27 protein-coding genes and 2 tRNA genes are annotated in these 25,631 nt (G+C 52.1%); 17 read left to right on the forward strand and 12 right to left on the reverse strand.

Annotated features, from left to right (window positions below; translation table 11 throughout):
* Positions 1 to 48: 48 nt before the first annotated feature.
* From tyrS to anmK, 4 genes are all read right to left on the reverse strand, one after another.
* On the reverse strand, positions 49 to 1,323 hold the full coding sequence (gene tyrS / locus FY046_RS13675; protein ID WP_133845222.1) for a tyrosine--tRNA ligase: 1,275 nt from the start codon (positions 1,321 to 1,323) through the stop codon (positions 49 to 51).
* Between the two features lie 134 nt (positions 1,324 to 1,457).
* The gene (pdxH, locus tag FY046_RS13680) at positions 1,458 to 2,114 is read right to left on the reverse strand and encodes a pyridoxamine 5'-phosphate oxidase (RefSeq protein ID WP_159337207.1); all 657 of its coding nucleotides are present in this window, start codon (positions 2,112 to 2,114) and stop codon (positions 1,458 to 1,460) included.
* Between the two features lie 64 nt (positions 2,115 to 2,178).
* A complete protein-coding gene (locus FY046_RS13685) occupies positions 2,179 to 2,505 on the reverse strand; it encodes an MliC family protein (protein ID WP_133845226.1) in 327 nt (108 codons plus the stop codon).
* 63 nt (positions 2,506 to 2,568) lie between these two features.
* The gene (anmK, locus tag FY046_RS13690) at positions 2,569 to 3,687 is read right to left on the reverse strand and encodes an anhydro-N-acetylmuramic acid kinase (protein ID WP_171148577.1); all 1,119 of its coding nucleotides are present in this window, start codon (positions 3,685 to 3,687) and stop codon (positions 2,569 to 2,571) included.
* Between the two features lie 274 nt (positions 3,688 to 3,961).
* Between anmK and slyB the strand changes: the two genes are divergently transcribed.
* Positions 3,962 to 4,429, forward strand: coding sequence for an outer membrane lipoprotein SlyB (gene slyB, locus FY046_RS13695; RefSeq protein WP_133845463.1), 468 nt, complete (start codon positions 3,962 to 3,964; stop codon positions 4,427 to 4,429).
* A 46-nt stretch (positions 4,430 to 4,475) separates the two neighbouring features.
* Here slyB and slyA read toward each other — a convergent pair whose 3' ends face one another.
* Positions 4,476 to 4,913, reverse strand: coding sequence for a transcriptional regulator SlyA (gene slyA / locus FY046_RS13700; RefSeq protein WP_133845230.1), 438 nt, complete (start codon positions 4,911 to 4,913; stop codon positions 4,476 to 4,478).
* Positions 4,914 to 5,065: 152 nt separating this feature from the next.
* Between slyA and FY046_RS13705 the strand changes: the two genes are divergently transcribed.
* The 3 genes from FY046_RS13705 to FY046_RS13715 are packed head-to-tail and all read left to right on the forward strand — an operon-like array spanning position 5,066 to position 8,164.
* Complete coding sequence (locus FY046_RS13705) at positions 5,066 to 5,299, forward strand: DUF1656 domain-containing protein (RefSeq protein ID WP_133845465.1); 234 nt, start codon at positions 5,066 to 5,068, stop codon at positions 5,297 to 5,299.
* Between the two features lie 4 nt (positions 5,300 to 5,303).
* The gene (locus FY046_RS13710) at positions 5,304 to 6,161 is read left to right on the forward strand and encodes an efflux RND transporter periplasmic adaptor subunit (protein WP_133845232.1); all 858 of its coding nucleotides are present in this window, start codon (positions 5,304 to 5,306) and stop codon (positions 6,159 to 6,161) included.
* Complete coding sequence (locus FY046_RS13715) at positions 6,158 to 8,164, forward strand: FUSC family protein (protein ID WP_446186172.1); 2,007 nt, start codon at positions 6,158 to 6,160, stop codon at positions 8,162 to 8,164. Before FY046_RS13710 ends, FY046_RS13715 begins: the two co-directional genes overlap by 4 nt.
* A 38-nt stretch (positions 8,165 to 8,202) precedes the next feature.
* Here FY046_RS13715 and FY046_RS13720 read toward each other — a convergent pair whose 3' ends face one another.
* The 3 genes from FY046_RS13720 to FY046_RS13730 form a co-directional block, all read right to left on the reverse strand.
* On the reverse strand, positions 8,203 to 9,099 hold the full coding sequence (locus tag FY046_RS13720; RefSeq protein ID WP_159337209.1) for an aldo/keto reductase: 897 nt from the start codon (positions 9,097 to 9,099) through the stop codon (positions 8,203 to 8,205).
* A gap of 87 nt (positions 9,100 to 9,186) precedes the next feature.
* Positions 9,187 to 9,426, reverse strand: a complete 240-nt coding sequence (locus FY046_RS13725) for a DUF1289 domain-containing protein (protein WP_159337210.1) — start codon at positions 9,424 to 9,426, stop codon at positions 9,187 to 9,189.
* Positions 9,427 to 9,468: 42 nt separating this feature from the next.
* Positions 9,469 to 10,383 carry a LysR substrate-binding domain-containing protein gene (locus FY046_RS13730; protein ID WP_166653745.1) on the reverse strand — a complete coding sequence of 305 codons (915 nt, stop codon included), beginning with the start codon at positions 10,381 to 10,383 and terminating at the stop codon, positions 9,469 to 9,471.
* 101 nt (positions 10,384 to 10,484) lie between these two features.
* Here FY046_RS13730 and FY046_RS13735 point away from each other — a divergent pair, with 101 nt between their 5' ends.
* The 6 genes from FY046_RS13735 (at position 10,485) to rnt (ending at position 15,907) form a co-directional block, all read left to right on the forward strand.
* The gene (locus tag FY046_RS13735; RefSeq protein WP_133845240.1) at positions 10,485 to 11,129 is read left to right on the forward strand and encodes an NAD(P)-dependent oxidoreductase; all 645 of its coding nucleotides are present in this window, start codon (positions 10,485 to 10,487) and stop codon (positions 11,127 to 11,129) included.
* Between the two features lie 107 nt (positions 11,130 to 11,236).
* On the forward strand, positions 11,237 to 12,874 hold the full coding sequence (gene eptA, locus FY046_RS13740) for a phosphoethanolamine transferase EptA (RefSeq protein WP_167864606.1): 1,638 nt from the start codon (positions 11,237 to 11,239) through the stop codon (positions 12,872 to 12,874).
* A gap of 38 nt (positions 12,875 to 12,912) precedes the next feature.
* A complete protein-coding gene (locus FY046_RS13745; protein WP_133845244.1) occupies positions 12,913 to 13,503 on the forward strand; it encodes a TetR/AcrR family transcriptional regulator in 591 nt (196 codons plus the stop codon).
* A gap of 43 nt (positions 13,504 to 13,546) precedes the next feature.
* A complete protein-coding gene (gene nemA, locus FY046_RS13750) occupies positions 13,547 to 14,647 on the forward strand; it encodes an alkene reductase (RefSeq protein WP_133845246.1) in 1,101 nt (366 codons plus the stop codon).
* 87 nt (positions 14,648 to 14,734) lie between these two features.
* The gene (gene gloA / locus FY046_RS13755; protein ID WP_133845248.1) at positions 14,735 to 15,142 is read left to right on the forward strand and encodes a lactoylglutathione lyase; all 408 of its coding nucleotides are present in this window, start codon (positions 14,735 to 14,737) and stop codon (positions 15,140 to 15,142) included.
* A 96-nt stretch (positions 15,143 to 15,238) separates the two neighbouring features.
* On the forward strand, positions 15,239 to 15,907 hold the full coding sequence (gene rnt / locus FY046_RS13760; protein ID WP_133845250.1) for a ribonuclease T: 669 nt from the start codon (positions 15,239 to 15,241) through the stop codon (positions 15,905 to 15,907).
* A gap of 76 nt (positions 15,908 to 15,983) precedes the next feature.
* On the opposite strand, the gene FY046_RS13765 is transcribed toward rnt, so the two are convergent.
* Positions 15,984 to 16,322 (reverse strand): Grx4 family monothiol glutaredoxin, encoded by a 339-nt coding sequence (locus FY046_RS13765; RefSeq protein WP_133845252.1) that lies wholly within the window; start codon positions 16,320 to 16,322, stop codon positions 15,984 to 15,986.
* Between the two features lie 385 nt (positions 16,323 to 16,707).
* On the opposite strand from FY046_RS13765, the gene FY046_RS13770 reads away from it, so the two are divergent.
* The gene (locus tag FY046_RS13770; RefSeq protein ID WP_133845254.1) at positions 16,708 to 17,580 is read left to right on the forward strand and encodes a C40 family peptidase; all 873 of its coding nucleotides are present in this window, start codon (positions 16,708 to 16,710) and stop codon (positions 17,578 to 17,580) included.
* A 42-nt stretch (positions 17,581 to 17,622) separates the two neighbouring features.
* On the opposite strand, the gene cydH is transcribed toward FY046_RS13770, so the two are convergent.
* Positions 17,623 to 17,712, reverse strand: a complete 90-nt coding sequence (gene cydH / locus FY046_RS13775; RefSeq protein ID WP_133845256.1) for a cytochrome bd-I oxidase subunit CydH — start codon at positions 17,710 to 17,712, stop codon at positions 17,623 to 17,625.
* A 294-nt stretch (positions 17,713 to 18,006) separates the two neighbouring features.
* Between cydH and purR the strand changes: the two genes are divergently transcribed.
* On the forward strand, positions 18,007 to 19,032 hold the full coding sequence (purR, locus tag FY046_RS13780; protein ID WP_446186173.1) for an HTH-type transcriptional repressor PurR: 1,026 nt from the start codon (positions 18,007 to 18,009) through the stop codon (positions 19,030 to 19,032).
* On the opposite strand, the gene punR is transcribed toward purR, so the two are convergent.
* Positions 19,029 to 19,961: a DNA-binding transcriptional activator PunR gene (punR, locus tag FY046_RS13785; RefSeq protein WP_133845259.1), complete on the reverse strand. Its 933-nt coding sequence runs from the start codon at positions 19,959 to 19,961 to the stop codon at positions 19,029 to 19,031. The genes purR and punR overlap by 4 nt on opposite strands.
* Before the next feature lie 113 nt (positions 19,962 to 20,074).
* Between punR and punC the strand changes: the two genes are divergently transcribed.
* Together punC and cfa are read left to right on the forward strand one after the other, a co-directional pair.
* Positions 20,075 to 21,286 carry a purine nucleoside transporter PunC gene (gene punC, locus FY046_RS13790; RefSeq protein WP_167864604.1) on the forward strand — a complete coding sequence of 404 codons (1,212 nt, stop codon included), beginning with the start codon at positions 20,075 to 20,077 and terminating at the stop codon, positions 21,284 to 21,286.
* 312 nt (positions 21,287 to 21,598) lie between these two features.
* Positions 21,599 to 22,747: a cyclopropane fatty acyl phospholipid synthase gene (cfa, locus tag FY046_RS13795; RefSeq protein ID WP_133845263.1), complete on the forward strand. Its 1,149-nt coding sequence runs from the start codon at positions 21,599 to 21,601 to the stop codon at positions 22,745 to 22,747.
* Between the two features lie 50 nt (positions 22,748 to 22,797).
* On the opposite strand, the gene FY046_RS13800 is transcribed toward cfa, so the two are convergent.
* A complete protein-coding gene (locus tag FY046_RS13800) occupies positions 22,798 to 23,463 on the reverse strand; it encodes a riboflavin synthase subunit alpha (protein WP_133845265.1) in 666 nt (221 codons plus the stop codon).
* Positions 23,464 to 23,747: 284 nt separating this feature from the next.
* Between FY046_RS13800 and FY046_RS13805 the strand changes: the two genes are divergently transcribed.
* The 3 genes from FY046_RS13805 (at position 23,748) to FY046_RS13815 (ending at position 25,580) form a co-directional block, all read left to right on the forward strand.
* On the forward strand, positions 23,748 to 25,121 hold the full coding sequence (locus FY046_RS13805) for an MATE family efflux transporter (RefSeq protein ID WP_133845266.1): 1,374 nt from the start codon (positions 23,748 to 23,750) through the stop codon (positions 25,119 to 25,121).
* Positions 25,122 to 25,267: 146 nt separating this feature from the next.
* Positions 25,268 to 25,344, forward strand: a tRNA-Val gene (locus FY046_RS13810).
* 159 nt (positions 25,345 to 25,503) lie between these two features.
* A tRNA-Val gene (locus tag FY046_RS13815) sits at positions 25,504 to 25,580 on the forward strand.
* Positions 25,581 to 25,631: the final 51 nt, after the last annotated feature.

The raw sequence follows: 25,631 nt of genomic DNA on the forward strand, positions 1-25,631 counted from the left end.
CTAAAAAAAGCCGGCATTGCCGGCTTCAGTACGTAACGAACCTGCTTATTATTTCCAGCTGATTAAGCTGTAGTTCTTTTTACCACGGCGCAGCAGGGTGTATTTGCCGTACAGGCGGTCGGCCTCTACGAAGGCATACTCTGCCTCCGTTTGCAGTGCACCGTTGATGCTGATGGATTTCGCCTCGATCAGTTTACGAGCCTGACCACGTGACGGGGCCAGCTCGGTATTGACCAATGCCTGTTGCAGATCCTGCCCGTTTTCCAACTCAACACCCGGCATGCCATCCTGTGCCAGCTGTGCCAGATCCTGTTCCGTGAGTTCGCTCAGCGCCCCGGAGAACAGGCTTTGGGTAATGCGCTGTGCAGCCACCAAACCGTCCTCACCGTGTACCAGTTTGGTCACCAGTTCGGCCAGAACATACTGGGCACGGGGTGCTTTACCGCTGTTTTTGTCTTCATCTTCCAGTGCGTTGATCTCGTCAATACTCAGGAAAGTGAAGAACTTCAGGAAACGATATACGTCTGCGTCAGCGGTGTTGATCCAGAACTGATAGAACTTGTAAGGGCTGGTTTTTTTCGCGTCCAGCCACACAGCGCCACCTTCGGTTTTACCGAATTTGGTGCCGTCAGATTTAGTGATCAGCGGAACGGTCAAACCAAACACCTGGTTCTGGTGCAGACGACGCGTCAGGTCGATACCGGAGGTGATGTTCCCCCACTGGTCAGACCCACCAATCTGCAACGCCACGCCGTGGCGCTCGTTCAGACAGGCGAAGTCGTAACCCTGTAGCAGGTTGTAAGAAAACTCAGTAAAGGAGATCCCCTGGTCATCACGATTCAGACGTTGCTTAACGGCTTCCTTGTTAATCATCTGGTTAACAGAGAAGTGCTTGCCAATATCACGCAGGAAGGTCAGCACATTCATGCCGCCAAACCAGTCATAGTTGTTGGCTGCAATCGCGCTGTTGTCGCCGCAGTTGAAATCAAGGAAAGGGGCAACCTGATGGCGGATTTTATCGACCCATTCATTCACGGTATCACTGGTGTTCAGCTTACGCTCGGCTGCTTTAAAGCTCGGGTCGCCGATCAGGCCAGTTGCGCCACCGACTAAAGCCACTGGCTTATGTCCGGCATCCTGAAAACGTTTCAGGCAGAGCAACGGCACCAGATGCCCCAAGTGCAAGCTGTCGGCAGTCGGGTCGAAGCCACAATAGAGTGCGATTGGCCCCTGCGCCAGTCGTTCTGCTAACGCCTCTTCATCCGTTACCTGGGCGACAAGGCCCCGCTCTTGCAATTGTTTGATCAGGTTACTGCTGGCCATCTAAGACTCCATGTGAAAAAGTCTGCACCTAAGCTGGTACACAGCTTTCCGCTGAAACGCGGAGAGAAAATAAGGGATATAGAATAATGGGCCGGACCGCTGCGATCCACCCATTGACGGCATTATTTCGTGTTTTAGGGTGCCAGGCGGTCGATTTTCCATGCGTCATCTTCACGCTGGTAGAAAAAACGGTCATGCAAACGGTGAGCGCCGCCCTGCCAAAACTCCATTGAGTCAATGTTGACCCGATAACCGCCCCAGAAACTCGGCAGCGGAATTTCACCCTGCTGGAACTTCTGCTTCAGTTCAAGGAACTTGCCTTCGAGAATGCCACGGGCAGAGATGCGGCTGGATTGCTTCGACACCCAGGCCCCCAGCTGACTGTCTCGCGGGCGGCTGTGGAAGTATTTCAAGACTTCTAGCGTAGATAAACGCTCAACACTCCCCAGCACCATGACCTGACGTTCCAGCATATGCCAGGGAAACAGCAGGCTGATGCGCGGGTTAATTTCAAGCTGCTGCGCTTTGCGGCTGCCTAGGTTGGTGTAAAACACCATGCCGCGCTCATCAAAATGCTTCAACAGGACGATACGCTGATAGGGTTGTCCTTGGTCATCCACCGTGGCCACACTCATGGCCGTGGGATCCGGCAACTGTGCTTCAACCGCCTGGTTAAGCCAGTGTTCAAACAAGGTCAACGGATTAGCGGGGAGATCCTTGCGGCGCAGGCCGCCACGGGTGTATTCACGCCGCAGATGGGCAATTTGTTGCAGATGGTCGCTGTCAGTCATCGCTCTGGCTTCTGATAAGTAGGGATACCGCATTGTGCGCCGCACCCTACAATAGTTCAATGGGTTAACTGGCTGGTTGCTGAAGCTGACAGTCATCGATAATGATTTTGTCATTGCGCTCAATGAATGCGCTGTCGCCCTTCGACCAGAAAACGTAATGCTCATCGCTGTAACGGGTTCCGGACGCCGCAGGCTGCTGCTTCAGCACCAGCGGTTGACCGTCGAGGATCAGGCTGACTTCGCTTTTACTGTTATCCAGTTTGACCGTTAACGGCAGCGTGCCGCAGGTATAATGCAATGTGTTGACCGGCGTATGAGAGTCGGTCTGAAAATAGCTGCATCCTGACAGCGCCACCAGCATGCCGGCGACGGCGATATACCCCTTTTTCATTGTTTATTCCTTGTGAGCTACGGGAGGTTCACTTAGGCTAAAACGTCTTTTCAGGTGATGCAATCAGCGAAAAGGACGATTTGCCGGGAATATTGCCCCGATCACGCTGGCCTCACGCGCACCGGTCACCGACGGTAAATTGCCAGGTAACCCACTCAAGGTACACCAGGCCAGCCAGGCGAAAGCCAGTGCTTCCATATCATCGCCACTGATGCCAGCCTGGTCGGTACTCGTCACTTCCGTCCCGGCCAGCTGTGCCGCCAGACGGGACATCAACAGGGGATTGTGGCCCCCGCCGCCGCAGACCAGCAGCCTGTCACACCCCCCGCTGAGTAAGACCTGTTGTGCGATAGTGGTTGCCGTCAGTTCCACCAACGTTGCCTGCACATCCTGTGCGGGCAGACCCGGGAAGGATGACAGCTGCTGTTCCAGCCAGCTCAGATTGAAATATTCGCGTCCGGTACTTTTCGGTGCACTCAGTGCAAAATAGGGGTCACTGAGCATCTGTTGCAGCAGTGGCCAGGCCACGTGACCGCCGGCCCCCCATGCCCCCTCTTTATCATAGGGTTTGCCCTGCTGCCGCCAGATCCAGGCGTCCAGCAGCATATTGCCAGGCCCGGTATCAAACCCACGCAATGTTTGCCCGGGTAGCAGCAAAGACAAATTCGCAATGCCTCCGATGTTCAGCACCATGCGGCGCTCAGTGGGGTGCATCAGTACCGCATGGTGGAAAGCCGGCACCAACGGTGCGCCCTGCCCGCCCAGCGCCATATCGCGCCTGCGGAAATCGCCCACTACGGTGATACCCGTTGCTGCTGCGATTTGATTATTATCGCCAATTTGTAAGGTATTTGGGGCATCGCCCTGCGGCTCATGCCACACGGTCTGGCCGTGACAACCAATGGCGGTAATATCATCCGCTGACAATCCCTGCTGCTTGAGTAACGCCAGTACCGCATCCGCAAACAACCGTCCTAAGCGGGTATCCAGTTGCCCTAACTGCGACAGCGTTAATGATTGCCCCTGGCAGATTGCCAGGATCTGCTGGCGCAGCGTTTGTGGGATCGGGTGACTATAGCTGGCCTGCTGTGCCACCATATGTTCATCAATCACCGCCATCACCACATCAACGCCGTCCAGGCTTGTGCCAGACATAACGCCAATAAACCGACCTGATTTCATGCCTTCGCCTTATCCCGTCTGCGGGTATGAGTGTCATTGCGCCAGCCTGGCAAAATTAGCGCGTCAATTCTATGATTTAGTGATCTTTTATTCACGTTGTTAACGACGTCGTATTTTCTTGTCGTGATTGAATCCACGTTTAAGCACTCCAGGTTATCTTTCTGCGGTGCTTTTACAAACTAATTGTGAGAAAGGCGCGGCTTGTACCTTATAATAGTGTTATTGACCGCTGCCCGATGATCCGCAGCACCTGCTACACATAGGAGTTTTAATGATGACGATGCGTTTATTAATCGTGGCGCTTGCCGGGATAACGCTGGCTGGCTGTGTAAATGACAATACTCTTTCCGGTGATGTTTACAGCGCCTCTGAAGCTAAACAGATTCAGACCGTGAGTTACGGTACGCTGGTATCTGTTCGTCCGGTGCAAATTCAGGGTGGCGATGACAGCAACGTTATCGGTGCCATTGGTGGTGCAGTACTGGGCGGTTTCCTTGGTAACACAGTTGGTGGTGGTGCGGGTCGTAGTCTGGCAACCGCAGCTGGTGCCGTCGCTGGTGGTGTTGCAGGCCAGGGTGTTCAGGGCTCGCTGAATAAAAGCCAGGGCGTTGAGCTGGAAATCCGCAAAGATGATGGCAACACCATCATGGTGGTCCAGAAACAGGCTGTAAGCCGCTACTCTGTAGGTCAGCGCGTAGCAATGGCGTCAAACGGTAGCCAGATCACTGTTTCCCCACGCTAATGACACAGTAGCGCATAAAAAAACCGGCTCCTTATGCCGGTTTTTTTTATTCATCTCGTCCCTGAAGCTCAAGAATATTCTTTTCCAGTCTGGCAATCAGCGTCACCATTTTGTCGATCTCCGGCTGAGAAATTCCGGCCAGGATGTCATCACGAGTCGCATCAATCACATGCTCAACCTGAGTAATAATCGGTTCTGCCTGCGCAGTGAGGCTGATACGCTTAGCACGGCGGTCATTCGCACAGGTGCTGCGCGTGATTAACCCTTTCTCTTCCAGCTGGTCGAGGGTGCGTACCAAAGAAGGTTGCTCAATACCAATGGCTTTTGCCAGCTGAATTTGCGACTGTTCAGGCGGTAGCTGGTGGATGTTGTGTAACGTCACCCAATGGGTTTGTGTCAGCTGCAACGGTTTCAATCGCTGATCAATTAATGAGCGCCAGATACGTACCAATCTTGACAAGTCGGTTCCCAGAGTCGTATTCAATTTCTACCTCTTATAATTAGCTTGCTAGCTATCAAGCATGATTTTAGACTATTCTGCGAGTTTACAAGGCAAAACACAAATCCATCATAATCAGATGGACGCATTCAGTTATCCTCATCGGTAATTCACTGGTCATAGGGATTTTGTGTGTGATGACATCAATATTAACGGCTGCCAGCCCCATCACCGAGCTGGTGCTCGGGGACTCACTTTTTTTTCCGCCCCTGTTCAAAGTCGTTCTGCTCGGTTTTTTCTTATGGCTGCTACTTCATCCGTTACTGCGTGACTGGATGTACTCAGGCGAGATCTGGCACCCCACTTTATTGGATCTCTCCTTGTTTACTCTCTGCATAGCCGCCTCTCTGGGGTTGTTAATCGTCGGGTAACGTAATGAAACTAAATTATTTAAGATACTTTTCCACCGTGTTTTTTTTCGCGGCGGCACTCTGTGCCGGCTGGTGGATGTGGAATTACTATATGCAGTCACCCTGGACACGAGATGGCAAAGTCAGAGCCGAACTGGTCAGTATTACTCCACAGGTTTCCGGGCGCATTGTTGAGCTCGATGTCGAAGATAACCAGTTTGTGACTAAAGGAACCCGCTTGTTTACCCTTGATGATAAGCCCTATCGTATTGCCGTACTGAATGCAGAAGCCCAACTGGCAAAAGCACAGTCGGACCTTATCAAGGCACAGCATGAGGCTCATCGCCGTCAAAATCTTGGCCGTAATGTTATTTCAGAAGAAGCGCTTGATGTCGCTAATCTCAACGTCAAGGCAATGGAAGCAAACGTTAAGGCTGCTCAGGCTGAGGAGGACCGTGCACGCTGGAACCTGTCGCAAACCGTGGTTTTTGCCCCCACCGATGGCTGGATCAACAATCTGGAAACCCGGATAGGCAACTACGCCACCACCGGATCACCGCTGTTTGTGCTGGTAGATAGCCATTCGTTTTACGTGATGGGTTATTTTGAAGAGACCAAACTGCGTCATATCCGCACAGGCGCCAGGGCGAATATCACCCTGTACAGTAACGATCAGCCACTCACCGGCGTGGTACAAAGTATTGGCCGGGCAATCTACGACCAGAGTATCGAATCCGACAGCGGCCTGGTGCCGGATATCAAACCGAACGTCCCCTGGGTCCGGCTGGCCCAGCGCGTACCGGTGCGTATCCGCCTGACTCATCTTCCGCCCGCCATAACACTGGTCGCCGGGACCACCTGCACAATTTCTGTCCAGCAATGAGTCGACTTAATCTGAGCTGGCTGCAATGGCAGCAGTTGCCGTGGAACAAAGCCACTGCTGCGCAGTGGCGCTACGCCTTGCGTAATACCATCGCCATGTGTCTGGCCTTGAGTATCGCTTACGGTCTTCAGCTGGATGAACCTTACTGGGCGATGACCTCTGCTGCCGTGGTGAGTTTTCCTACTGTTGGCGGCGTGATCAGTAAAAGCCTCGGGCGCATTGTGGGGAGTATGCTGGGCGCGACGGCAGCCCTGGTGATCGCCGGTCATACACTGGACGAGCCATGGCTTTTTGCCGTGTCGATTGCAAGCTGGCTGGCTTTGTGCACGTGGATATCAAACCATTATCAGAATAATGTGGCCTACGCCTTTTCGCTGGCAGGCTATACCGCCGCCATCATCGCCTTTACCTGTGTCAATGAAGTTGAGATCGACAGTATATGGACCATTACGCAGGCACGCGTCTGTGAGGTCATTTCCGGAATACTGTGCGGCGCACTCATGATGATGATCTTGCCCAGCACCTCGGATGGAGAGACGTTAATTCATTCCCTCAAAGAGATGCACAGCAAGCTGCTCGCCCATGCAACGGAGATGTTAAATAAAGAGGACACCAGCACGATACGCCAGGCCCACGAAAACGTGATTGGCGAAATCCTGACAATGAATCTGCTGCGCATCCAGGCATTCTGGAGTCATTACCGCTTTCGCCGTCAAAACAATGTGCTGAACTATGTTTTGCACCAGCAGTTGCGCCTGACCAGCATTATCTCCAGCCTGCGTCGGATGTTGCTTAACTGGGAAAACCCACCAGAAAACCTGTTTGTAACGCTACATCAGCTACTGGAAGCCATGGCTAAGGGTGAAAAAGATAAGTATTACCTGGCGCAAATACTCTATCGCGCTGCCCCGATGGACACGACGGACTATCGGCACCGGGCCTTCTGGGAGCAGCTACGTTATTTCTGCTGGCTGTATCTGAATATCGCACGCTGGCTACGCCAGTTCGAACGTGCAGATAACCATACGGATCTCACTCCTCCGGTTGTGCCATCACTGGCTCGCGAAGCAGATGGGGCAGAAGCCAGCTGGAATGCGCTGCGAACCTTTTGTGTGATTTTTTTCGGAACCAGTTTCTGGATCACAACGCAGTGGGATTCCGGTGACTCAGCACTGACGCTGGCCGCTATCAGTTGCGTGCTTTATTCATCTTCTGCATCCCCGGTCAGCAGCGCCACATTATTGATCAAAACACTGGTGCTGCTGTCACTCTTCAGCTTTGTCATGAAGTTTGCTTTCATGATTCAGGTGACCGTACTGTGGCAGTTTCTTATCGTACTTTTCCCTCTGCTGATCACCATGCAACTGATTAAATTACAGAATAAAAAACGGGCTGCCCTTTGGGGGCAACTGGTTGTTTTTATGGGGTCCTTCCTGGCAGTCACCAATCCCCCCACCTATGATTTTTCGGGTTTTGTTAATGATAACCTGGCAAAAGTCTGTGGCGTGGCGATGGTCTGGCTGGCCTTCTGTATTTTGCGTCCCAGTTCTGATAAACACCGCAGCAGGCGTCATATCCGCGCTTTGCGCAGTGAGTTTGTCGACCAGTTGGGAAGACGCCCTCGCCTAAGTCAGAATAGTTTTGAATCGTTGGTTTATCACCGCATCAACCAACTTAAAAATAGTCGCGATGACCAGGCACATCTGTGGCTGATGCGCTGGGGCGTTGTATTGCTCAACTGTTCGCATATTGCCTGGAATCTGCGCAACTGGAAAACACCCTCTTCAGCATTAGCAAATATACGCGACGCCGTGCTACACGATTTGCAATCTATTATCAGTGAACGCGGGATACACCCTATTCCCCTGAACGATACGTTGAAAACACTACAACAGCGCATCGATATACTGCGTGATACTCATGAAGATCAAGGCATCGATCTGGCCGGGATTATCTGGCGTTTATACTGTTCACTCTCACGGTTGCAAACGACATCAACGTGATGTCGTCAGACAATGATGCTACTACTGTTGATTGCGGATTACGGCACATCAAAACCCAGGGCCGCTTTACGAATACGGAACCACTGCTGACGAGTCAGCGTCACGTTAACCGCTCTCGCTGCCGCGCTGACTCGTTCAATTTTACCACTTCCAATAATCGGCAGTGGCTTAGAAGGTAATTGCAGAATCCAGGCATAAATCAACTGCTCAATATTCTCTGCACCGGTCTCTTGCTGGATCAATAACAGTTCATCACGCAGCGGCTGGAACTCAGGTGCGCTGAACATCGTCCCGCCTGCAAGACATGACCATGCCATCGGCCTGACCCGCATCTGCTGACACTGATCCAGCGTACCGTCTAATAACAGCGGCTGGTGCACAGGGGAAATTTCAACCTGGTTGGTGACCAGTGTAAACGGCAGTCGTGACTGTAACAGCGAATATTGTGCAGGAGTAAAGTTAGATACACCGAAATGTTTTACTTTTCCGCTTTGATGAAGCTGCTGAAACGCACTGGCAACTTCATCTGCCTCCATGAGGGGATCGGGACGATGGATCAATAACAGATCGAGGTAGTCGGTATTAAAATAACGCAGGGAATTTTCAGCACTCGTCATGATGTGCGCGGCATCAGTGACATAGTGGCCCAGGGCGTTGTCTGGCTTTGCCGTTGTGGCAATCCCGCATTTCGTCACCAACTCCAGACGTTGACGCAAAGACGGTTGCAGGCGCAGTGCTTTGCCAAACTCGGCTTCACACTGATAGCCGCCATAAATATCAGCGTGGTCAACCGTACTGATACCACATTCCAGATGTTGCTCAATAAATTGCACCAGCTGCTGAGAGGTCATTCCCCACTCCATCAACCGCCAGTATCCCATCACCAGCGGTGAAAATGACGGTCCCTGTGGGGCGATCTGTACACGTTGTAGCATCTTATTCTTACTCCCGTTGATGAAATAGCTGACCCGGATAATACGCCATCAGGTCATCGCTACAACAGGGGCGGATCAAACTCCGCGTCAAAACAACGTGGGTTGCTCTGGCTGATCCGGAATGTCTGGATTCTCCCCACGACGCTGGCGCTGGAGACGCAGGCGACACAGACGCAGAACGTCACGTTTCTGTGCATCGTTATACGTCATCCAGTTGAACCGTTCTTCACGGCTACGCAGGCAGCCACGGCAGTAACCGCGTTCGTTAACCTGACAGATCCCGCGACAGGGACTGGGTACCGGGAAAAACTCTAATTGCTCTGCCACCGCCACTCCTGGTAAGTTCACTCTGTCTTCATTGAAGACGGCTCATCCCATGTCTGCAAGTGTGACCCGGTGATTTTTACTAAAATAGTCACGTAACGCACGTAACGCCTGCTGACTTTTCTCCGGTAAAACGCGTTCCAGCGTGAGTGCCGTCAGCTTTAGAGGGCTGGCGCGCCACTCAGGCAGCAGCACCATGAGTTGCCCGCTGTGCAGCTCCTCCTGTATCTCCTGCAACGGCTGCAATGACAGCCCCATCCCCGCAACGGTAAATGCACGCATCACGTTCATACTGTCACTGACTACCTGCCCTTCAGCCAGACGCAGCGTCAACGCCCCTTCTCTTGGATGATGGAAATCAATATGGCGGTGCGTCCGATGACCGTGTATCCAGCGATGGGCTGAGAGTGCCTGCGGCGTTTGCGGCACGCCATAACGGCTGAGATAGGCGGGTGCTGCGCAGATAACCATCGGCCATTCTGCCAGCGGATGGGCAATAATATTGGCATCACTTAACTGGCGGCTAAAGCGTAAAGCAATATCAATCCGATGCTCAATCATATCCAGCACGTTATCGGTGGCAATAATGCGTAGCTTCAGCCCTGGATTCTGTTGTAACAAGGGTGATAACGCACTACACAGCGGCTGGCCGCCGATCCCTACCGTTGCGCTGATGCGCAACTCTCCGCTCAGCGTATCGCGCATTTCCGCGAGTCGTTTTTCCGCTTCCAGCGCGTGGTGAAGCATGGCCTCGCAGCCCGGATAGAATGCAGCCCCCGCCTCAGAAAGTGTGAGCTTTCGGGTTGAACGATGCAGTAATGGCACACCCACCGCCTGCTCAAGTGCCCGCAGATGCTGGCTAACCGCTGAAGGCGACATGCCCAGACGGCGTGCAGCGGCTGCCAGAGAGCCTTCGCTGACAACCGTTGCAAACACGGCCATACGATTGAGTTTTTCCATTATTCGTAAGTATCACTTCATTATAAAAGCTAAAATATGCCACTTATCATCCTATCTGTTAAGCCGTAAAGTTGAATCCACACTTACAGAGGAATGAATAAATGAAAATTACCATTATTGGCGCAACGGGTTTTGTCGGCCCTGATGTTGTAAAAGAAGCCCTGGCACGCGGCCATCAGGTGACGGCCCTCTCTCGCTCAGGAAAAAATCTGCCTTCAGATCCTCAGTTGACTGTGGTCACAGGTGATATTCATGACAGCGCCTGGTTGAGTGGCGTTCTGAAAGGTCAGGATGCCGTCATCAGCGCCTATAATCCGGGTTGGGCGGAGAGCGATCTTTTTGAAAAATTTACCCGCGGCAGCCAGCAAATCCTGCAAGCCGTAAAAAGCAGCGGCGTGAAGCGCATACTGGTAGTGGGTGGCGCTGGCAGCCTGGAAGTGGCTCCGGGCGTAGAGTTGGTCGATACGGAAGCCTTCCCGGCTAATATCAAACCCGGCGCGCTGGGTGCACGTGCATTGCGTAATCAGCTTCAGGCTGAAGAACAGGCGCTGGAGTGGACTTACCTTTCCCCGGCCGCGTTTCTCGAACCTGGCCCGCGCACCGGGCAGTTCCGTCTGGGCACCACCTCATTACTGATGGATGGAGACAAACCCGCGTCTGTCAGCGTTGCTGATCTGGCCGTAGCCATCCTGGACGAAATCGAACATCCGCAACATATTCGCCAGCAGTTTACCGTTGCTTACTAATATTATGGCCCGCTTCTGGCGGGCTATCCCGATGTTTAAGCAAAGTTAAGGTTTATCTAAGCTTTCCCGGTTACTCTTGTTTCAGATTATTCTGTTACTGGACGACCATGAAACGCCTGAACAAGTTACGTTGTAATGAAATTACCTTTAACGTTTGCGCTGCACTGTTTTTCGCGCTGATACTCAACAGTATCTTCCTGCTTCGGGCATGGGAAATTATTCCCTATCAAGGACTGCACGACTATCTTTATGCGGCTACGCTTCCTCTGGTGCTGTTCTGCGCCTTTTTAGTGATCTTCAACGTCGCCGCCCTGCCGTGGCTACGTAAGCCTTTATTGGTGATACTGATCGTTGCCAGTGCCGCCGCCAACTACTTTATGTACAGTTTTGGTACGGTGATCGATACCAACATGATCCAGAACGTGTTTGAAACGGATCTGCAGGAAGCGACCTCGCTGTTCAGCGTGAAATATCTCCTCTGGCTGCTGCTACTGGGCGTACTCCCTGCGGCGATCATGTTGCTGACCCGAATCGAAAACAACCGCCCGTGGTGGATGGCTATCGTCTGGCGCGCAGTGACGTCTCTGAGTGCCATTCTTGTGGTACTTTTGGTGGCAGCGCTGTTCTACAAAGATTACGCCTCGATGATCCGTAATAATAAAGGTCTGGTGAAAATGATCACGCCAGCCAATGTGGTCAGCAGTATTGGACACTACACTGACAACCGCTGGTTTGCGGGTGATCAGGCGCTGATTAAAATAGGCCAGGATGCCCGTAAAGGCCCACAGTTAGCCGGTGAGCAGAAAAAAACACTGGTGATTTTTGTGTTGGGTGAAACCGCGCGGGCTGAAAACTTCTCACTCGGGGGCTATACGAGGGAAACTAACCCAAAACTGAAACGTGACAATGTCATCTACTATCGCAACGCTACGTCCTGCGGCACCGAAACCGCCATCTCCGTGCCCTGCATGTTTTCTAATATGCCGCGCCAGCAGTATGACGCGGGTCGTGCACACCATCAGGAAGGGTTGCTGGATGTCATGGCGCATGCCGGTGTTAACGTACTCTGGCGAGAAAATGACGGTGGCTGTAAAGGTGCCTGCGATCGCGTACCTCATACTGATATGACCAAATGGAAGGTCAGTGCATTATGCAAAAGTGATTACTGCCTTGATGACGTGCTGCTGCATCGCCTCAGTAACTATATTGACAGCGTGAAGGATGACACGGTGATTGTCCTGCATCAGATGGGCAGCCATGGCCCGGCGTACTATCTGCGTTACCCGGATGCCCTGCGACAGTTCACACCAACCTGTGACAGTAATCAGATTCAGGACTGCGACCCTCAGGCGCTGGTCAATACTTACGACAACTCCATTCTCTATACTGACAGCATGCTGGACAGCACGATTAATCTGCTGAAGTCGTACAGTGATAAATACAACGTGGCGATGGTCTATCTCTCCGACCACGGGGAGTCTCTGGGGGAACATGGGATGTATCTGCACGGCACCCCCTACGTGTTTGCACCGAGCCAGCAGACACATATTCCGTTTTTACTCTGGATGTCACCGGACTACGCCACCGCATTTGGCATTGATCAGCAATGCCTGCAACGACAGGCGCAGACCGATGATGTCTCTCAAGACAACATCTTCCATACCCTGTTGGGTATGATGAATGTGCAAACCCGGGAGTATCAACCTTCTCTGGATATGATCCGATCGTGTCGTAAAAGCAGCTAAGGGTTGAAACCGACCGTTCGGTCTAGTACTCTGCTGCGATGAATAAAACGACCCGCTTTGACACACGTGAACATCTGCTCGATACCGGTGAACTGCTCTGCCTTCAGCGCGGCTTCAACGGTATGGGCCTGATCGAGCTGCTGAAACAGGCAGAAGTGCCAAAAGGGTCGTTCTATTACTACTTTGCCTCTAAAGAAGTGTTCGGCGTTGCCATGCTGGAACGCTACTTCGCCCGCTATCATCAGCGTCTGCAAGATTATCTGAATGATCATCAGGATGATTCCCGCCAGCGCGTGCTCGACTATTATCATCAGTCACTCTCTTACTGTGAAGAAAGCAGTTTTGCGGGATGCCTGTCGGTGAAATTATCCGCCGAAGTCTGCGATCTGTCTGAAGCTATGCGCAGTGCGTTACATGCGGGATCAACCGCGTTGATGGATACCCTGAAGGCATCACTGGAAAGAGCACAACAACAGCAAACACTGCATGCTGACGTGAACAGTGCAGCCTGTGCACAAACCCTGTACACGCTGTGGCTGGGCGCCAGTCTGCAAAGTAAAATCTGCCGTGATAATGCACCGTTACTCAATGCATGGCAGGAAATGACGCGCATATTGCGTAAAGCTTAAAAAAACAACCCACACTAGTCGACCGGTCTACCAGGAGTAAGTTATGAAACTGAACACGCTGTTTACCCCGTTGAAAACCGGTGCCATCACCGTGCCTAACCGCATTTTTATGGCACCGCTGACGCGCCTGCGTAGCATTGAGCCCGGCGATATCCCTACCCCACTGATGGGTGAATATTATCGCCAGCGCGCAACTGCCGGGTTGATTATTACTGAAGCGACACAGATCAGCTTCCAGGCGAAAGGTTATGCCGGTGCACCGGGATTACATTCATCAGAGCAGATGAGTGCCTGGAAAGCGATTAACGCCGGGATTCATCAGGATGGCGGCCACAGCGCCGTGCAGCTCTGGCACACCGGGCGTATTTCTCATGCCAGCCTGCAACCTGAAGGTAAGGATCCCGTTTCTGCTTCTGCTATTAATGCCGAAACCCGCACATCCCTGCGTGATGCAGAGGGGAAACCGGTACGCGAGGCCACTTCCACACCGCGCGCATTAGCCACGGCAGAAGTTGCAGGCATCGTTGGTGACTTCCGTCAGGCCGTAATTAATGCACGTGAGGCCGATTTTGATCTGGTTGAACTGCATGCCGCTCATGGCTACCTGATTCACCAGTTCCTTTCTCCGGCATCCAACCAGCGTGACGACCAGTACGGTGGCAGTATCGAAAATCGTACCCGCTTTGCACTGGAAGTCGTGGATGCCGCCATTGCAGGCTGGAGTGCCGATCGCATCGGTATCCGTATTTCTCCGCTGGGGCCTTTCAACGGTCTGGATAACGGCGAAGATCAGGAAGAAGCCGCCCTGTACTTTATTGCTGAGCTGGCAAAACGCCAACTGGCCTACCTGCACATCTCTGAACCTGACTGGGCCGGTGGCAAGCCTTACACCCGTGAATTCCGTCAGGCCATCCGTGCTGTTTATCCTGGCGTCATTGTCGGCGCGGGCGGTTACACGGCAGAAAAAGCCGAAGCCCTTATCGGGCAAGGCCTGATTGATGCTGTTGCGTTTGGCCGCAGCTATATTGCCAACCCGGACCTGGTCGCGCGTCTGCAAAACGATGCTCCGCTGAACGAACCTAAGCCAGAAACTTTTTATGGCGGCGGTGCCGAAGGCTATACAGACTATCCGTTCCTCGGTTAATTTCCACAAGGGTTCGCACCCGATGGCATAATCGTTATACTGGTTTTTTTACGTCATCCATCGATGACGCCGATAAAAGAGGATGTTATGCGTTTACTTCACACCATGCTGCGCGTTGGCGATCTGCAACGCTCTGTTGATTTTTATACTAAAGTGCTGGGCATGCGCCTGCTGCGCACCAGTGAAAATACCGAATATAAATACACCCTCGCGTTTGTCGGCTACACCGAAGAGAGCGAAGGTGCTGTCATTGAGCTGACCTACAACTGGGGCGTGGATAAATACGACCTGGGCAATGCTTACGGACATATCGCACTGGGCGTGGATGATGTGGCCGCGACCTGCGATCGTATCCGCAACGATGGCGGGAACGTGACCCGTGAAGCCGGTCCGGTAAAAGGTGGCACCACCGTGATCGCGTTTGTTGAAGACCCGGATGGCTATAAAATTGAGCTGATCGAGAACAAACAAGCGGGTAATGGCCTCGGCCACTAAGTATTTCGGGTGCCTTTTAGGCACCCGCTTCCCCTCCCTGCTGCATCCCCCGACAAAATTTGCCATAATGCGCGCTGCCTTTTTTTCTCCTGTGAGATGCCGATGTCTGAATCGAATGAACTGAATACCCTTAGCAGCCGTTTTCGCGGTTTTTATCCAGTCGTTATTGATGTTGAAACCGCCGGTTTTGATGCCAAAACTAACGCATTACTGGAAATCGCAGCGGTGACGCTAAAGATGAATGACGATGGCTGGCTGGAGAAAGATGAGACGATCCATTTCCACGTAGAGCCTTTTGTCGGTTCAGTTCTGCAACCTGAAGCGCTGGCATTTAACGGTATCGACCCGGAGAATCCGCTGCGCGGTGCGGTCAGTGAACATGAAGCGTTGCATGCCATTTTCAAACTGGTGCGCAAGGGAATTAAGGAGAGCGGCTGTAGCCGGGCGATTATGGTGGCACACAACGCCACATTCGATCTGAACTTCATGAATGCGGCTGCCGAACGCGCCAGCCTGAAGCGTAATCCTTTCCACCCATTCGTCACCTTTGACACCGCGGCACTCAGCGGGCTTGTACTGGGGCAAACCGTTCTGGCGAAGGCCTGTACCGCAGCTGGAATGCCTTTTGATAACGCCCAGGCACACTCCGCACTGTACGATACCCTGCAAACGGCCGATCTGTTCTGCGAACTGGTCAACCGCTGGAAACGTCTGGGAGGCTGGCCACTGCCGGTTGATGCAGAAAGTGACGACAGCGAAGAATAAAGCAACGTGCTGTAAACTCGAAAAAAAACCGGACCTCTCAGGGCCCGGTTTTTTTTATGCTGCCAATAAGCCTGCGTTACTCTGCGGCGTCAGACGGATATTTCTGAGCAGTTTCTTTAATCAACTGCTGCAGCTCGCCGCGCTGATACATCTCGATGATGATATCGCAGCCACCCACCAGCTCACCGTCTACCCACAGCTGTGGGAACGTTGGCCAGTTGGCATATTTTGGCATTTCTGCACGGATGTCCGGGTTCAGCAGAATATCAACGTACGCGAAGCGCTCGCCACAAGCAGATAACGCCTGAACAGCCTGAGCAGAGAAACCGCAGCTTGGCAGTTTAGGGGACCCTTTCATGTACAACAGAATAGGGTTTTCAGAGATCTGACGTTGAATTTTTTCAACAGTACTCATAAATATCTTCCTCAATACGATACATCGTGTGTAGGCTGGGCGCAGCCTGCTTATTGTAGCGATTCTGCCCTGGCGATGAAAATGACATTTTCACATGCGAGAGAGGTAAAAATGTGACCAATAGACAAAACAGGGAAACAAAATAACATTTTCTTATCATCACTGCTGCACCTGTTATGACTAACACTGGTTTTATTGCTGGGTTAACCACCTGATTGTGCTCAATATTACATCATTTTCTTGATCTGTATTATTGAAACAAAAAAGACCTTACCCTTTGTTAAGAAGTTAGATTAGAATTGGCCTAACCTTCTGCATACCGCAGAAATCTCTTTTTTTACCGCGTTGCTGCTTTTTTGTAGCGCACAAACTGTTAATGGGAACGATGCGTTTACTCATCACGCTCTTCATACTGGCTTTCACTCAGTTGTTCTTCAACATGGCGCACGCATCGCCACATGCCCCTATTAATGCAAAACAGCAAAAAGCCGAAAGCAATACTGCACGTGTAGATGACCGCCGTAAGCGCCGCCCGGTAAAAGCCACTTCGACCAAAAAAGTCAAAGAACCTGTCAGTAAGAAAGCCAAAGAAACCGCTAAAAAAGAACCCTCTAAATCAGCACGGCTTCTGCTGGCAAAAAAACTGAAAGAGAAAGAAAAGAAAAAAACCAGCGTGGCCCCGGTGCGTAATGCGAAGGTGGAGAAGAAAACACTGAGTAAAAAACTCGCGGCCAGCAAAAAAGCAGATAAAAAACATTATGGTCGTCAACGCGCAGGCAGCAAAGCCACTGACGATGATAACGATGCTCTGAACGCCCCGCTCAAACTCAGCAAAGCGCATCGCGCTCGCTACCAGAAAGCACGTGAGACGGCGATGAACAAGCTGATGGGCCAGCTCGGTAAACCTTATCAATGGGGCGGCACCTCTCCGAAAACCGGTTTCGACTGCAGTGGTCTGGTGTGGTATGCCTATAAAGACCTGGTGAAGTTCAAGATCCCACGCACGGCTAATGAAATGTACCATCTGCGTGATGCGGCTTCGATTAAGCGCGATCAGTTAGAGAAAGGTGATCTGGTCTTCTTCCGTATTAACGGACGTGGCACAGCAGATCATGTTGGCGTCTATCTGGGTGGAGGGAAATTTATTCAGTCTCCACGGACAGGTAAAGATATTCAGGTCAGTGCGTTGAGCGAAGATTACTGGCAGGAACATTACATCGGTGCGCGCCGTATGATGACGCCTAAAACGATTCGATAATGCGTGTGGGTTCGGGAAGAGTTTCCTCCTCCCGTGCAAGAATTAATGCATTACCGCCGTAAAACTAAACGCAATAATCATCAGCAGTGAACCCACAACGGTCAGCGCCGTCATTTTCATATCAGTGTTCATTCTCTCTCCTCAATAACCTTGTTATTAGTAAGCCAACAGATTTTCCCACAGTTACCCGTAAAAATCTCGTTTTCTGTGCGCAGCCTTGTTAGAATTCTTTATTCCGTTGCGCAACACCGTTGGCAACGTGTAAAAGTCAGCACTGCATGTCACTCTACGGACGATTTTACCCCTTCCCGACCCTTTGAGACAGCACCCAAAATAATTCTGGTCGGGCAGGAATGGCTGTACCCAGGCAAACGTTTAACCAATTAGTTATCAAAATGTTACGATAACACCAGGAGTACGATTTTCATGGCAACAATTAAGGATGTGGCAAAGCGCGCCGGTGTTTCAACCACCACTGTGTCTCACGTGATTAACAAAACGCGCTTTGTAGCCGAAGAGACGCGCGAAGCGGTATGGGTTGCAATCAAAGAATTGCATTATTCCCCCAGCGCCGTAGCCCGCAGTCTGAAGGTCAACCACACCAAAACCATTGGCCTTCTGGCAACATCCAGTGAAGCGCCCTATTTTGCAGAGATCATTGAAGCAATAGAAAACCGCTGCTTTGCCAAAGGCTATACGCTGATTTTGGGCAATGCGCACAACAACCTGCAAAAGCAACAGGCCTATCTGTCAATGATGGCGCAAAAACGCGTCGATGGGCTGCTGGTGATGTGTTCAGAATATCCTGACACGTTGATTTCTATGCTGGAAGATAACCGTAATATTCCGATGGTCGTCATGGATTGGGGCGAATCACGCGGTGATTTCACTGATACCGTGCTTGATAATGCTTTTGAGGGTGGTTACCTGGCGGGGCGCTACCTGATCGAACGCGGGCACCGCGATATCGGCGCGATCCCAGGCCAGCTTGAGCGTAATACAGGCGGTGGCCGCCATGCCGGATTCCTGAAGGCACTGGCAGAAGCGGGCATCACTTTGCGCGATGAATGGCTGGTGCAGGGCGATTTTGAACCTGATTCTGGCTATCGCGCCATGCAGCAAATTTTGTCGCAGAAGCAGCGCCCAACGGCCATTTTCTGTGGCGGTGATATTATGGCCATGGGCGCGATTTGCGCAGCAGATGAAATGGGGCTACGCGTACCGCAGGATATTTCAGTGATCGGTTATGATAACGTGCGCAACGCCCGCTACTTTACGCCCGCACTGACCACCGTCCACCAGCCAAAAGAGCGTCTGGGCGAAACCGCTTTTGATATGTTGCTGGACCGTATTACCAGCAAGCGCGAAGATCCGCAAACCATTGAAGTTCACCCTTCACTGATCGAGCGTCGTTCCGTTGCCGATGGTCCTTTCCGCGACTACCGCCGTTAATCACTCACCTGCCACTGGCCAGGATGTTCGCTTAACCACTCTGCATTCAGGGTTTCTGTGCTCCCCAGATAGTCCAGTAACCAACTTAGCGCCGGTGAGGCGCTTTGTTCCGACCAGCTGAGATAACAGGGACTGTCGGGAAACGGGGACGTCAGCGTCACTTCTCCTAACACGCCTTGTTGCAGCCAGGGCTGGGCAAAATGACCGGGTACCATCCCAACACACAGCCCGGCTCGCAGGCAGTCAAACGCACTTTCCCAGTCAGGCACCACCAGCCGTCGTTGATTATCTAATGTCCACGTGGTGCGTTTCGGCAAGGCACGTGAGGTATCTTCCAGCACCAGCGATGGCCACTCACGGATTAACGTCTCGCTTAACGGTCCCTCATGGCTCAGCAGAGGATGTGACGTTTTCACCACGCAGCGCCAGTTAAGACTTCCCATATCACGAAAAGCAAAACGTCCTCGTACCGGGATCGCCTGAGTCGCACCGATCGCAACATCGACGCGACCGTCAGCCAGCGCATCCCACACACCGTTGAACACTTCCGGCATGATATGCAGTTCCATATCCGGAAAATGCCGGTAGAAATCCACGACCAGCTGCCGGGTGCGTGCCGGGCGCACAATTCTGTCGACCGCAATATTGATTTGTCCCCGCCAGCCGTTAGCCACCTGTTGACAGCGTGTGCGGGTGGCGAGCATTTTTTTGATAACAGCACGACCTTCTTCAATGAAAACCCGTCCGGCGTCCGTCAACTCCACATCACGATGACGACGCTCAAACAGACTCACGGCCAGCCAGGCTTCCAGCTGGCGCACGGTATAACTTACTGCGGAGGGGACGCGATGCAATTCCGCCGCAGCAGCGGTAAAGCTGCCCGTCCTCGCCACCGCATCAACCACTTCAAGAGAATGTTCAGACCACATGATTCGCCTTCAATATTTTTCATCGCAACCCACGAATATTAGCGTTTCACAGACGGGTCAGCACGCGATTACACTGCACGCGTAAAAAAATTGTCTAATAAGAGTTAAAAACCATGCGTTCCAAAGGATTTATGATTTACCTTGCGCTGCTCAGTATGCTGGGCTTTCTTGCTACCGATATGTACCTACCCGCGTTTGGCGTGATGCAACAGGACTTACAGACGGAAGCCGGCGCCATTAGCGCCAGTTTAAGTATCTTCCTCGCCGGGTTTGCCTGCGCACAGCTAGTCTGGGGCCCGTTGTCAGACCGCATCGGCCGCAAACCGGTGTTGATGATGGGCTTGAGTCTGTTCGCCGTTGGTTGTGCAGCCATGCTGTGGGTGGAGTCGGCTTTCTGGTTGCTGATCGTTCGCTTTGTTCAGGCCGTGGGTGTGTGCGCTGCGGCGGTGAGCTGGCAGGCTCTGGTGGTTGATCGCTACAGTGGTCCGCGGGCCAACCGTGTCTTTGCCACCATTATGCCCCTGGTCGCCCTCTCGCCTGCGCTGGCTCCCCTGTTGGGTGCCTGGTTACTGCAACACTTTTCCTGGCGTTCTATTTTCGTTGTCCTGTTACTGCTCAGTCTCGCGCTACTGATCCCTACATTGCGCTTGCCGTCACGCCCGGTGGACGATCACGCTGCCGTTAAGCCCCGCACGCCTGGCTTCCTCACATTGCTGAAGTCGCCTATTTACAGTGGCAACGTGGCGATTTATGCCGCGTGCTCTGCCAGCTTCTTTGCCTGGCTCACCGGCTCCCCTTTCATTCTGGGTAACCTTGGTTTGTCCCCTGCAGATATTGGCCTCAGCTATGTTCCGCAAACTGTGGCGTTTCTTGTCGGCGGGTTTAGCTGCCGCGCCCTGTTGAACCACTTTGCCGGGCGCCAATTGTTGCCATGGCTGCTGGCCTTCTACAGCGTCAGCATTCTCGCGATCTATTTTGTTTCACTGCAGCCGCAGCCTTCCTTGTTTGCATTGCTACTGCCGTTTTGTGGAATGGCGATGGCAAACGGTGCGATTTACCCGATTGTGGTGTCCAGTGCGTTACTGCCCTTCCCCCAGGCGACCGGTAAAGCCGCCGCCTTGCAGAATATGTTGCAGCTCGGCCTCTGTTTTTTCGCCAGTCTGGCGGTGTCAACATGGATTGAATCCCCGTTACAGACCACTACGCTGGTGATGGCTGGCACGATTGTTCTGGCTGTCGTTGGCTATATCGTCCAGCGACTGGCGGAGCAAAAACAGCCCCACCTGACGGCGCCGGGCCAGGTGGAATCCTGTAAAAACACTTAGTTAGCGCCCTAACAATAATGAATTGAATATTACCTTTCGTGGGCATATACTTTTCAGCGCAATATAAAATAACAACTTAACACCATTTTTGAGTGGGCGATGGCGTTTGTCGTCGTCCACTGTTGGTTCCTGACAGGGTTGTCATGGAGTTGTTCCGAGTGACTACGTTACGACCTCTGTCAGTTTCACATCAAACCTCTTTTTTAACGTCGGATATCAGACTGCGGCATTCGCCGTGAGTGCTCTCACAGGCCTGTAGAAACAGACAATTCTTTTTCTCAGGTTTTAATCACACAGGGTGATGGAGAAGCTATGAGTTCATCGTGTATAGAAGAAGTGAGCCTTGACGACAACCCGTGGTATCGAATCGTCCAGGAAATGTTGAGTCAGGCCAATATTGAAATCAATGGTTCCCGTCCCTGGGATATCCAGATTACCAACCCCGATTTTTTTAAACGCATTCTGCAGGAAGGATCGCTGGGGTTAGGTGAAAGCTATATGGATGGCTGGTGGGAATGCGAACGCCTGGATATCTTTTTCCAGCGTGTTTTGCAGTCAAAATTAGATCAGCAACTCCCTCACCATTTCCGCGACACCTTGCGTGTTGTGGCCTCCCGACTCACGAATCTGCAAACGCGCAAACGCGCGTGGATTGTTGGCAAAGAGCATTATGATCTGGGTAACGATCTCTTCACCCACATGCTCGATCCTTATATGCAATATTCCTGCGGTTACTGGAAAGAAGCCCGTACGCTGGAAGACGCTCAGGAAGCCAAATTGCAGATGATCTGTGAAAAACTTCAGCTGGAACCGGGCATGTCTTTACTGGATATTGGCTGTGGCTGGGGAGGTCTGGCCGAATATGCCGCGCGTCACTTTAGCGTAAATGTTGTGGGTGTTACCATTTCCGCCGAACAACAAAAGCTGGCGCAACAGCGCTGCGAAGGGCTGAATGTGACGATTTTGCTTCAGGATTATCGCGACCTGTCTGAGCAGTTCGACCGTATTGTTTCTGTCGGAATGTTTGAACATGTCGGGCCGAAAAATTACGCTACCTATTTTGATGTGGTGAATCGTAATCTGAAACCGGAAGGTATTTTCCTGCTGCATACCATTGGTGCTAACAAAACCAATAATGATGTTGACCCGTGGATCGACAAATACATTTTCCCTAACGGTTGCCTGCCCTCTGTGCGTCATATTGCCGCCGCCAGCGAACCCTGGTTCGTGATGGAAGACTGGCACAATATTGGCGCTGATTATGATGTGACGTTAATGCACTGGTATCAGCGTTTTCTTAGCGCCTGGCCTCAACTGTCGGATAAATATGGCGAGCGTTTTAAAAGGATGTTCACTTACTATCTGAATGCTTGTGCGGGGGCGTTTCGGGCAAGGGATATTCAGCTCTGGCAGGTGGTATTTACCCATGGCAAACAAGGTGGACTGCGCGTTGCGCGTTAGGACATACTCTGTTTAGCAGGGGCGACGTCATGTCGCCCTTTTTTATCGCATTACGCTTCCGGGCTCTCAGCCTGTTGTTCGCTGACTGCGGCAGCCAGTAATGCCGCTTCACGCTGAGCCAGAACACGCTCAACGGTTTCCACAATCGCCTGCGTATGCGGGTCGATCTCAATATTCACACGATGCCCCAGACGTTTGCTGCCTAAGGTGGTGCGCATCAGTGTCTCGGGGATCAGATGAACACAGAATTTTGTGCGCGTCACCTCTCCTACCGTCAGGCTGATACCGTCAATGCCAACAAATCCTTTATGCAGGATATATTTCATCTGACTGGCATCCTGCGGTTTAAACCAGATTTCGCGATTGTTTTCCGAGGTGAGTATTTTGCTGATCTCTGCCGTGGTCATAATATGACCTGACATCAAATGACCGCCAATTTCATCACTGAATTTTGCTGCACGCTCAACGTTAACGGTATCACCGACTTTCAGATCGCCCAGATTGGTAATACGCAGCGTTTCTTTTACCAGATCAAAGCTAACGCGGTCGCCATCGACTTCGGTCACCGTCAGGCAACAACCATTATGGGAAACGGACGCACCCAGTTCCAGCCCGGGCAATAATGCCTCCGGCATTCTGATCACATGGGTACGAAAATTAGGTTTTTCGTCAATGTCCAGCACCTCCGCGGTGCCCTGCACAATACCGGTAAACATAGCTGTTGCCTCAATCAATGTGTTTTCGCTCCAGTTAGTTTGCCCTGGCATCGCCACAAAACCAAATAAAGTCCCGTTTAATTGCGTGACATAAAGAGCGATTCTTTTATCAGAAGATTGGCTATTTCCACCGCTGACACTAGAATGGAACGCCTGCCCTGCTGGCATCATCGCAAATGCCGTTTATTTCTTCAGCAGTGTCTTTCATCATTCAACTACCCAATGGATTTCACGTCGCAGTAAAACGTCGCGAAACATAGCGGAAAAATTAAAAAGGTGTATGTGTGCAGAAGTACCTCTTAGAGGCGCGTCAGTTATTAGCCCTTGCTATCCCGGTGATCCTTGCGCAGGTTGCGCAAACCTCCATGGGCTTTGTTGATACAGTGATGGCCGGTGCCGTTAGCGCCACGGATATGGCCGCCGTTGCAGTAGGAACCTCAATCTGGTTACCTTCCATTCTTTTTGGTCACGGTTTGATCCTGGCGCTGACGCCGGTGGTGGCTCAGCTTAATGGTTCTGGCCGACGTGAGCGCATTGCGCATCAGGTTCGCCAGGCCTACTGGCTGGCAGCGATGGTCTCTGTGCTGATTATGGTGGTGTTGTATAACGCCGGATACCTGATTGGCGCCATGCACAATGTTGACCCGGAATTATCCAGAAAGGCCGTGGGATACCTGCACGCCTTGCTGTGGGGCGCTCCCGGTTATCTGTTTTTCCAGGTCGCCCGTAATCAGTGTGAAGGTTTATCCAAAACGAAACCCGGCATGGTCATGGGGTTCCTCGGGCTGCTGGTGAATATCCCGGTTAACTACGTCTTTATCTACGGTCACTTTGGCATGCCTGCACTGGGCGGTATTGGCTGCGGCGTGGCAACCGCATCGGTCTACTGGGTGATGTTTATCGCGATGAAGGCCTGGGTGAATCGAGCCAAATCAATGCGCGATATCCGTGTTGAGGGACGTTTCAGTCCGCCAGACTGGAAAGCATTACGCCGTCTGACCGGGCTTGGTCTGCCGGTTGCGCTGGCGCTATTCTTTGAAGTGACATTGTTCGCTGTCGTGGCCCTGCTGGTGTCTCCGATGGGGATCGTCAAAGTCGCGGGCCATCAGATCGCCCTGAACTTCAGTTCACTGATGTTCGTCCTGCCTTTGTCGTTGGGGGTCGCTACCACCATCCGCGTAGGCTTCCGGCTGGGTCAGGGTTCGGTTGAGCAGGCAAAGGTCGCCGCATGGACAGCACAGGGCGTGGGCATCTGTATGGCTTGTCTCACCGCGCTGTTCACCGTGACGTTCCGCGAAGAGATCGCCCTGCTGTATACCGATAACCCTGAGGTGATTACGCTGGCAGCACAGCTGATGTTCCTGGCGGCGGTGTATCAATTCTCTGACTCCATTCAGGTGATCGGCAGCGGCATCCTGCGTGGCTATAAAGACACTCGTTCAATCTTCTTTATTACCTTCGTCGCCTATTGGATCCTCGGCCTGCCGAGCGGTTACGTGCTGGCGATGACCGACTGGGTGGTCCCGGCAATGGGCCCTTCAGGATTCTGGACCGGCTTTATCATTGGACTGACCTCCTCTGCCGTCATGATGATTTGGCGGATGCGCCGTCTGCAACGTCAGCCTGCGGAGATGATTCTCACGCGTGCAGCGCGTTAATTTTCTGATAAACCCGGGGAAAATGATTAAAATTGCTGCGCTTCGCACAGTTGCGCAGCAATCAGACGCAAAAATCCTTTTTTCTCCTTGCCAGGCGTTCGGGGTGTCGTTAATATTCGTCCCCGTTGTCACCACGACAACAATTTGCGTCTGTAGCTCAGTTGGTTAGAGCACCACCTTGACATGGTGGGGGTCGATGGTTCGAGTCCATTCAGACGCACCATCTTTCTTCCAAAGAAAGATGAGCGAATAACAAGTGGCGAGTATTTCGTGCTAATGCGCGGCGGCAATTGAGTGAATCCGCAGGAGCATACATCAGTATGTGACTGGGGTGAACGAAAGCAGCCAACAAAGCAGTAGTATGAAAGACGAAGCAAATTATGCGTCTGTAGCTCAGTTGGTTAGAGCACCACCTTGACATGGTGGGGGTCGATGGTTCGAGTCCATTCAGACGCACCAAATTCCTTTCCGAAGCATCACCCTACCCGTGTTACCCTACTCAAAAGGCTT

This window comes from Erwinia sp. 1181_3 (genome assembly GCF_052824965.1).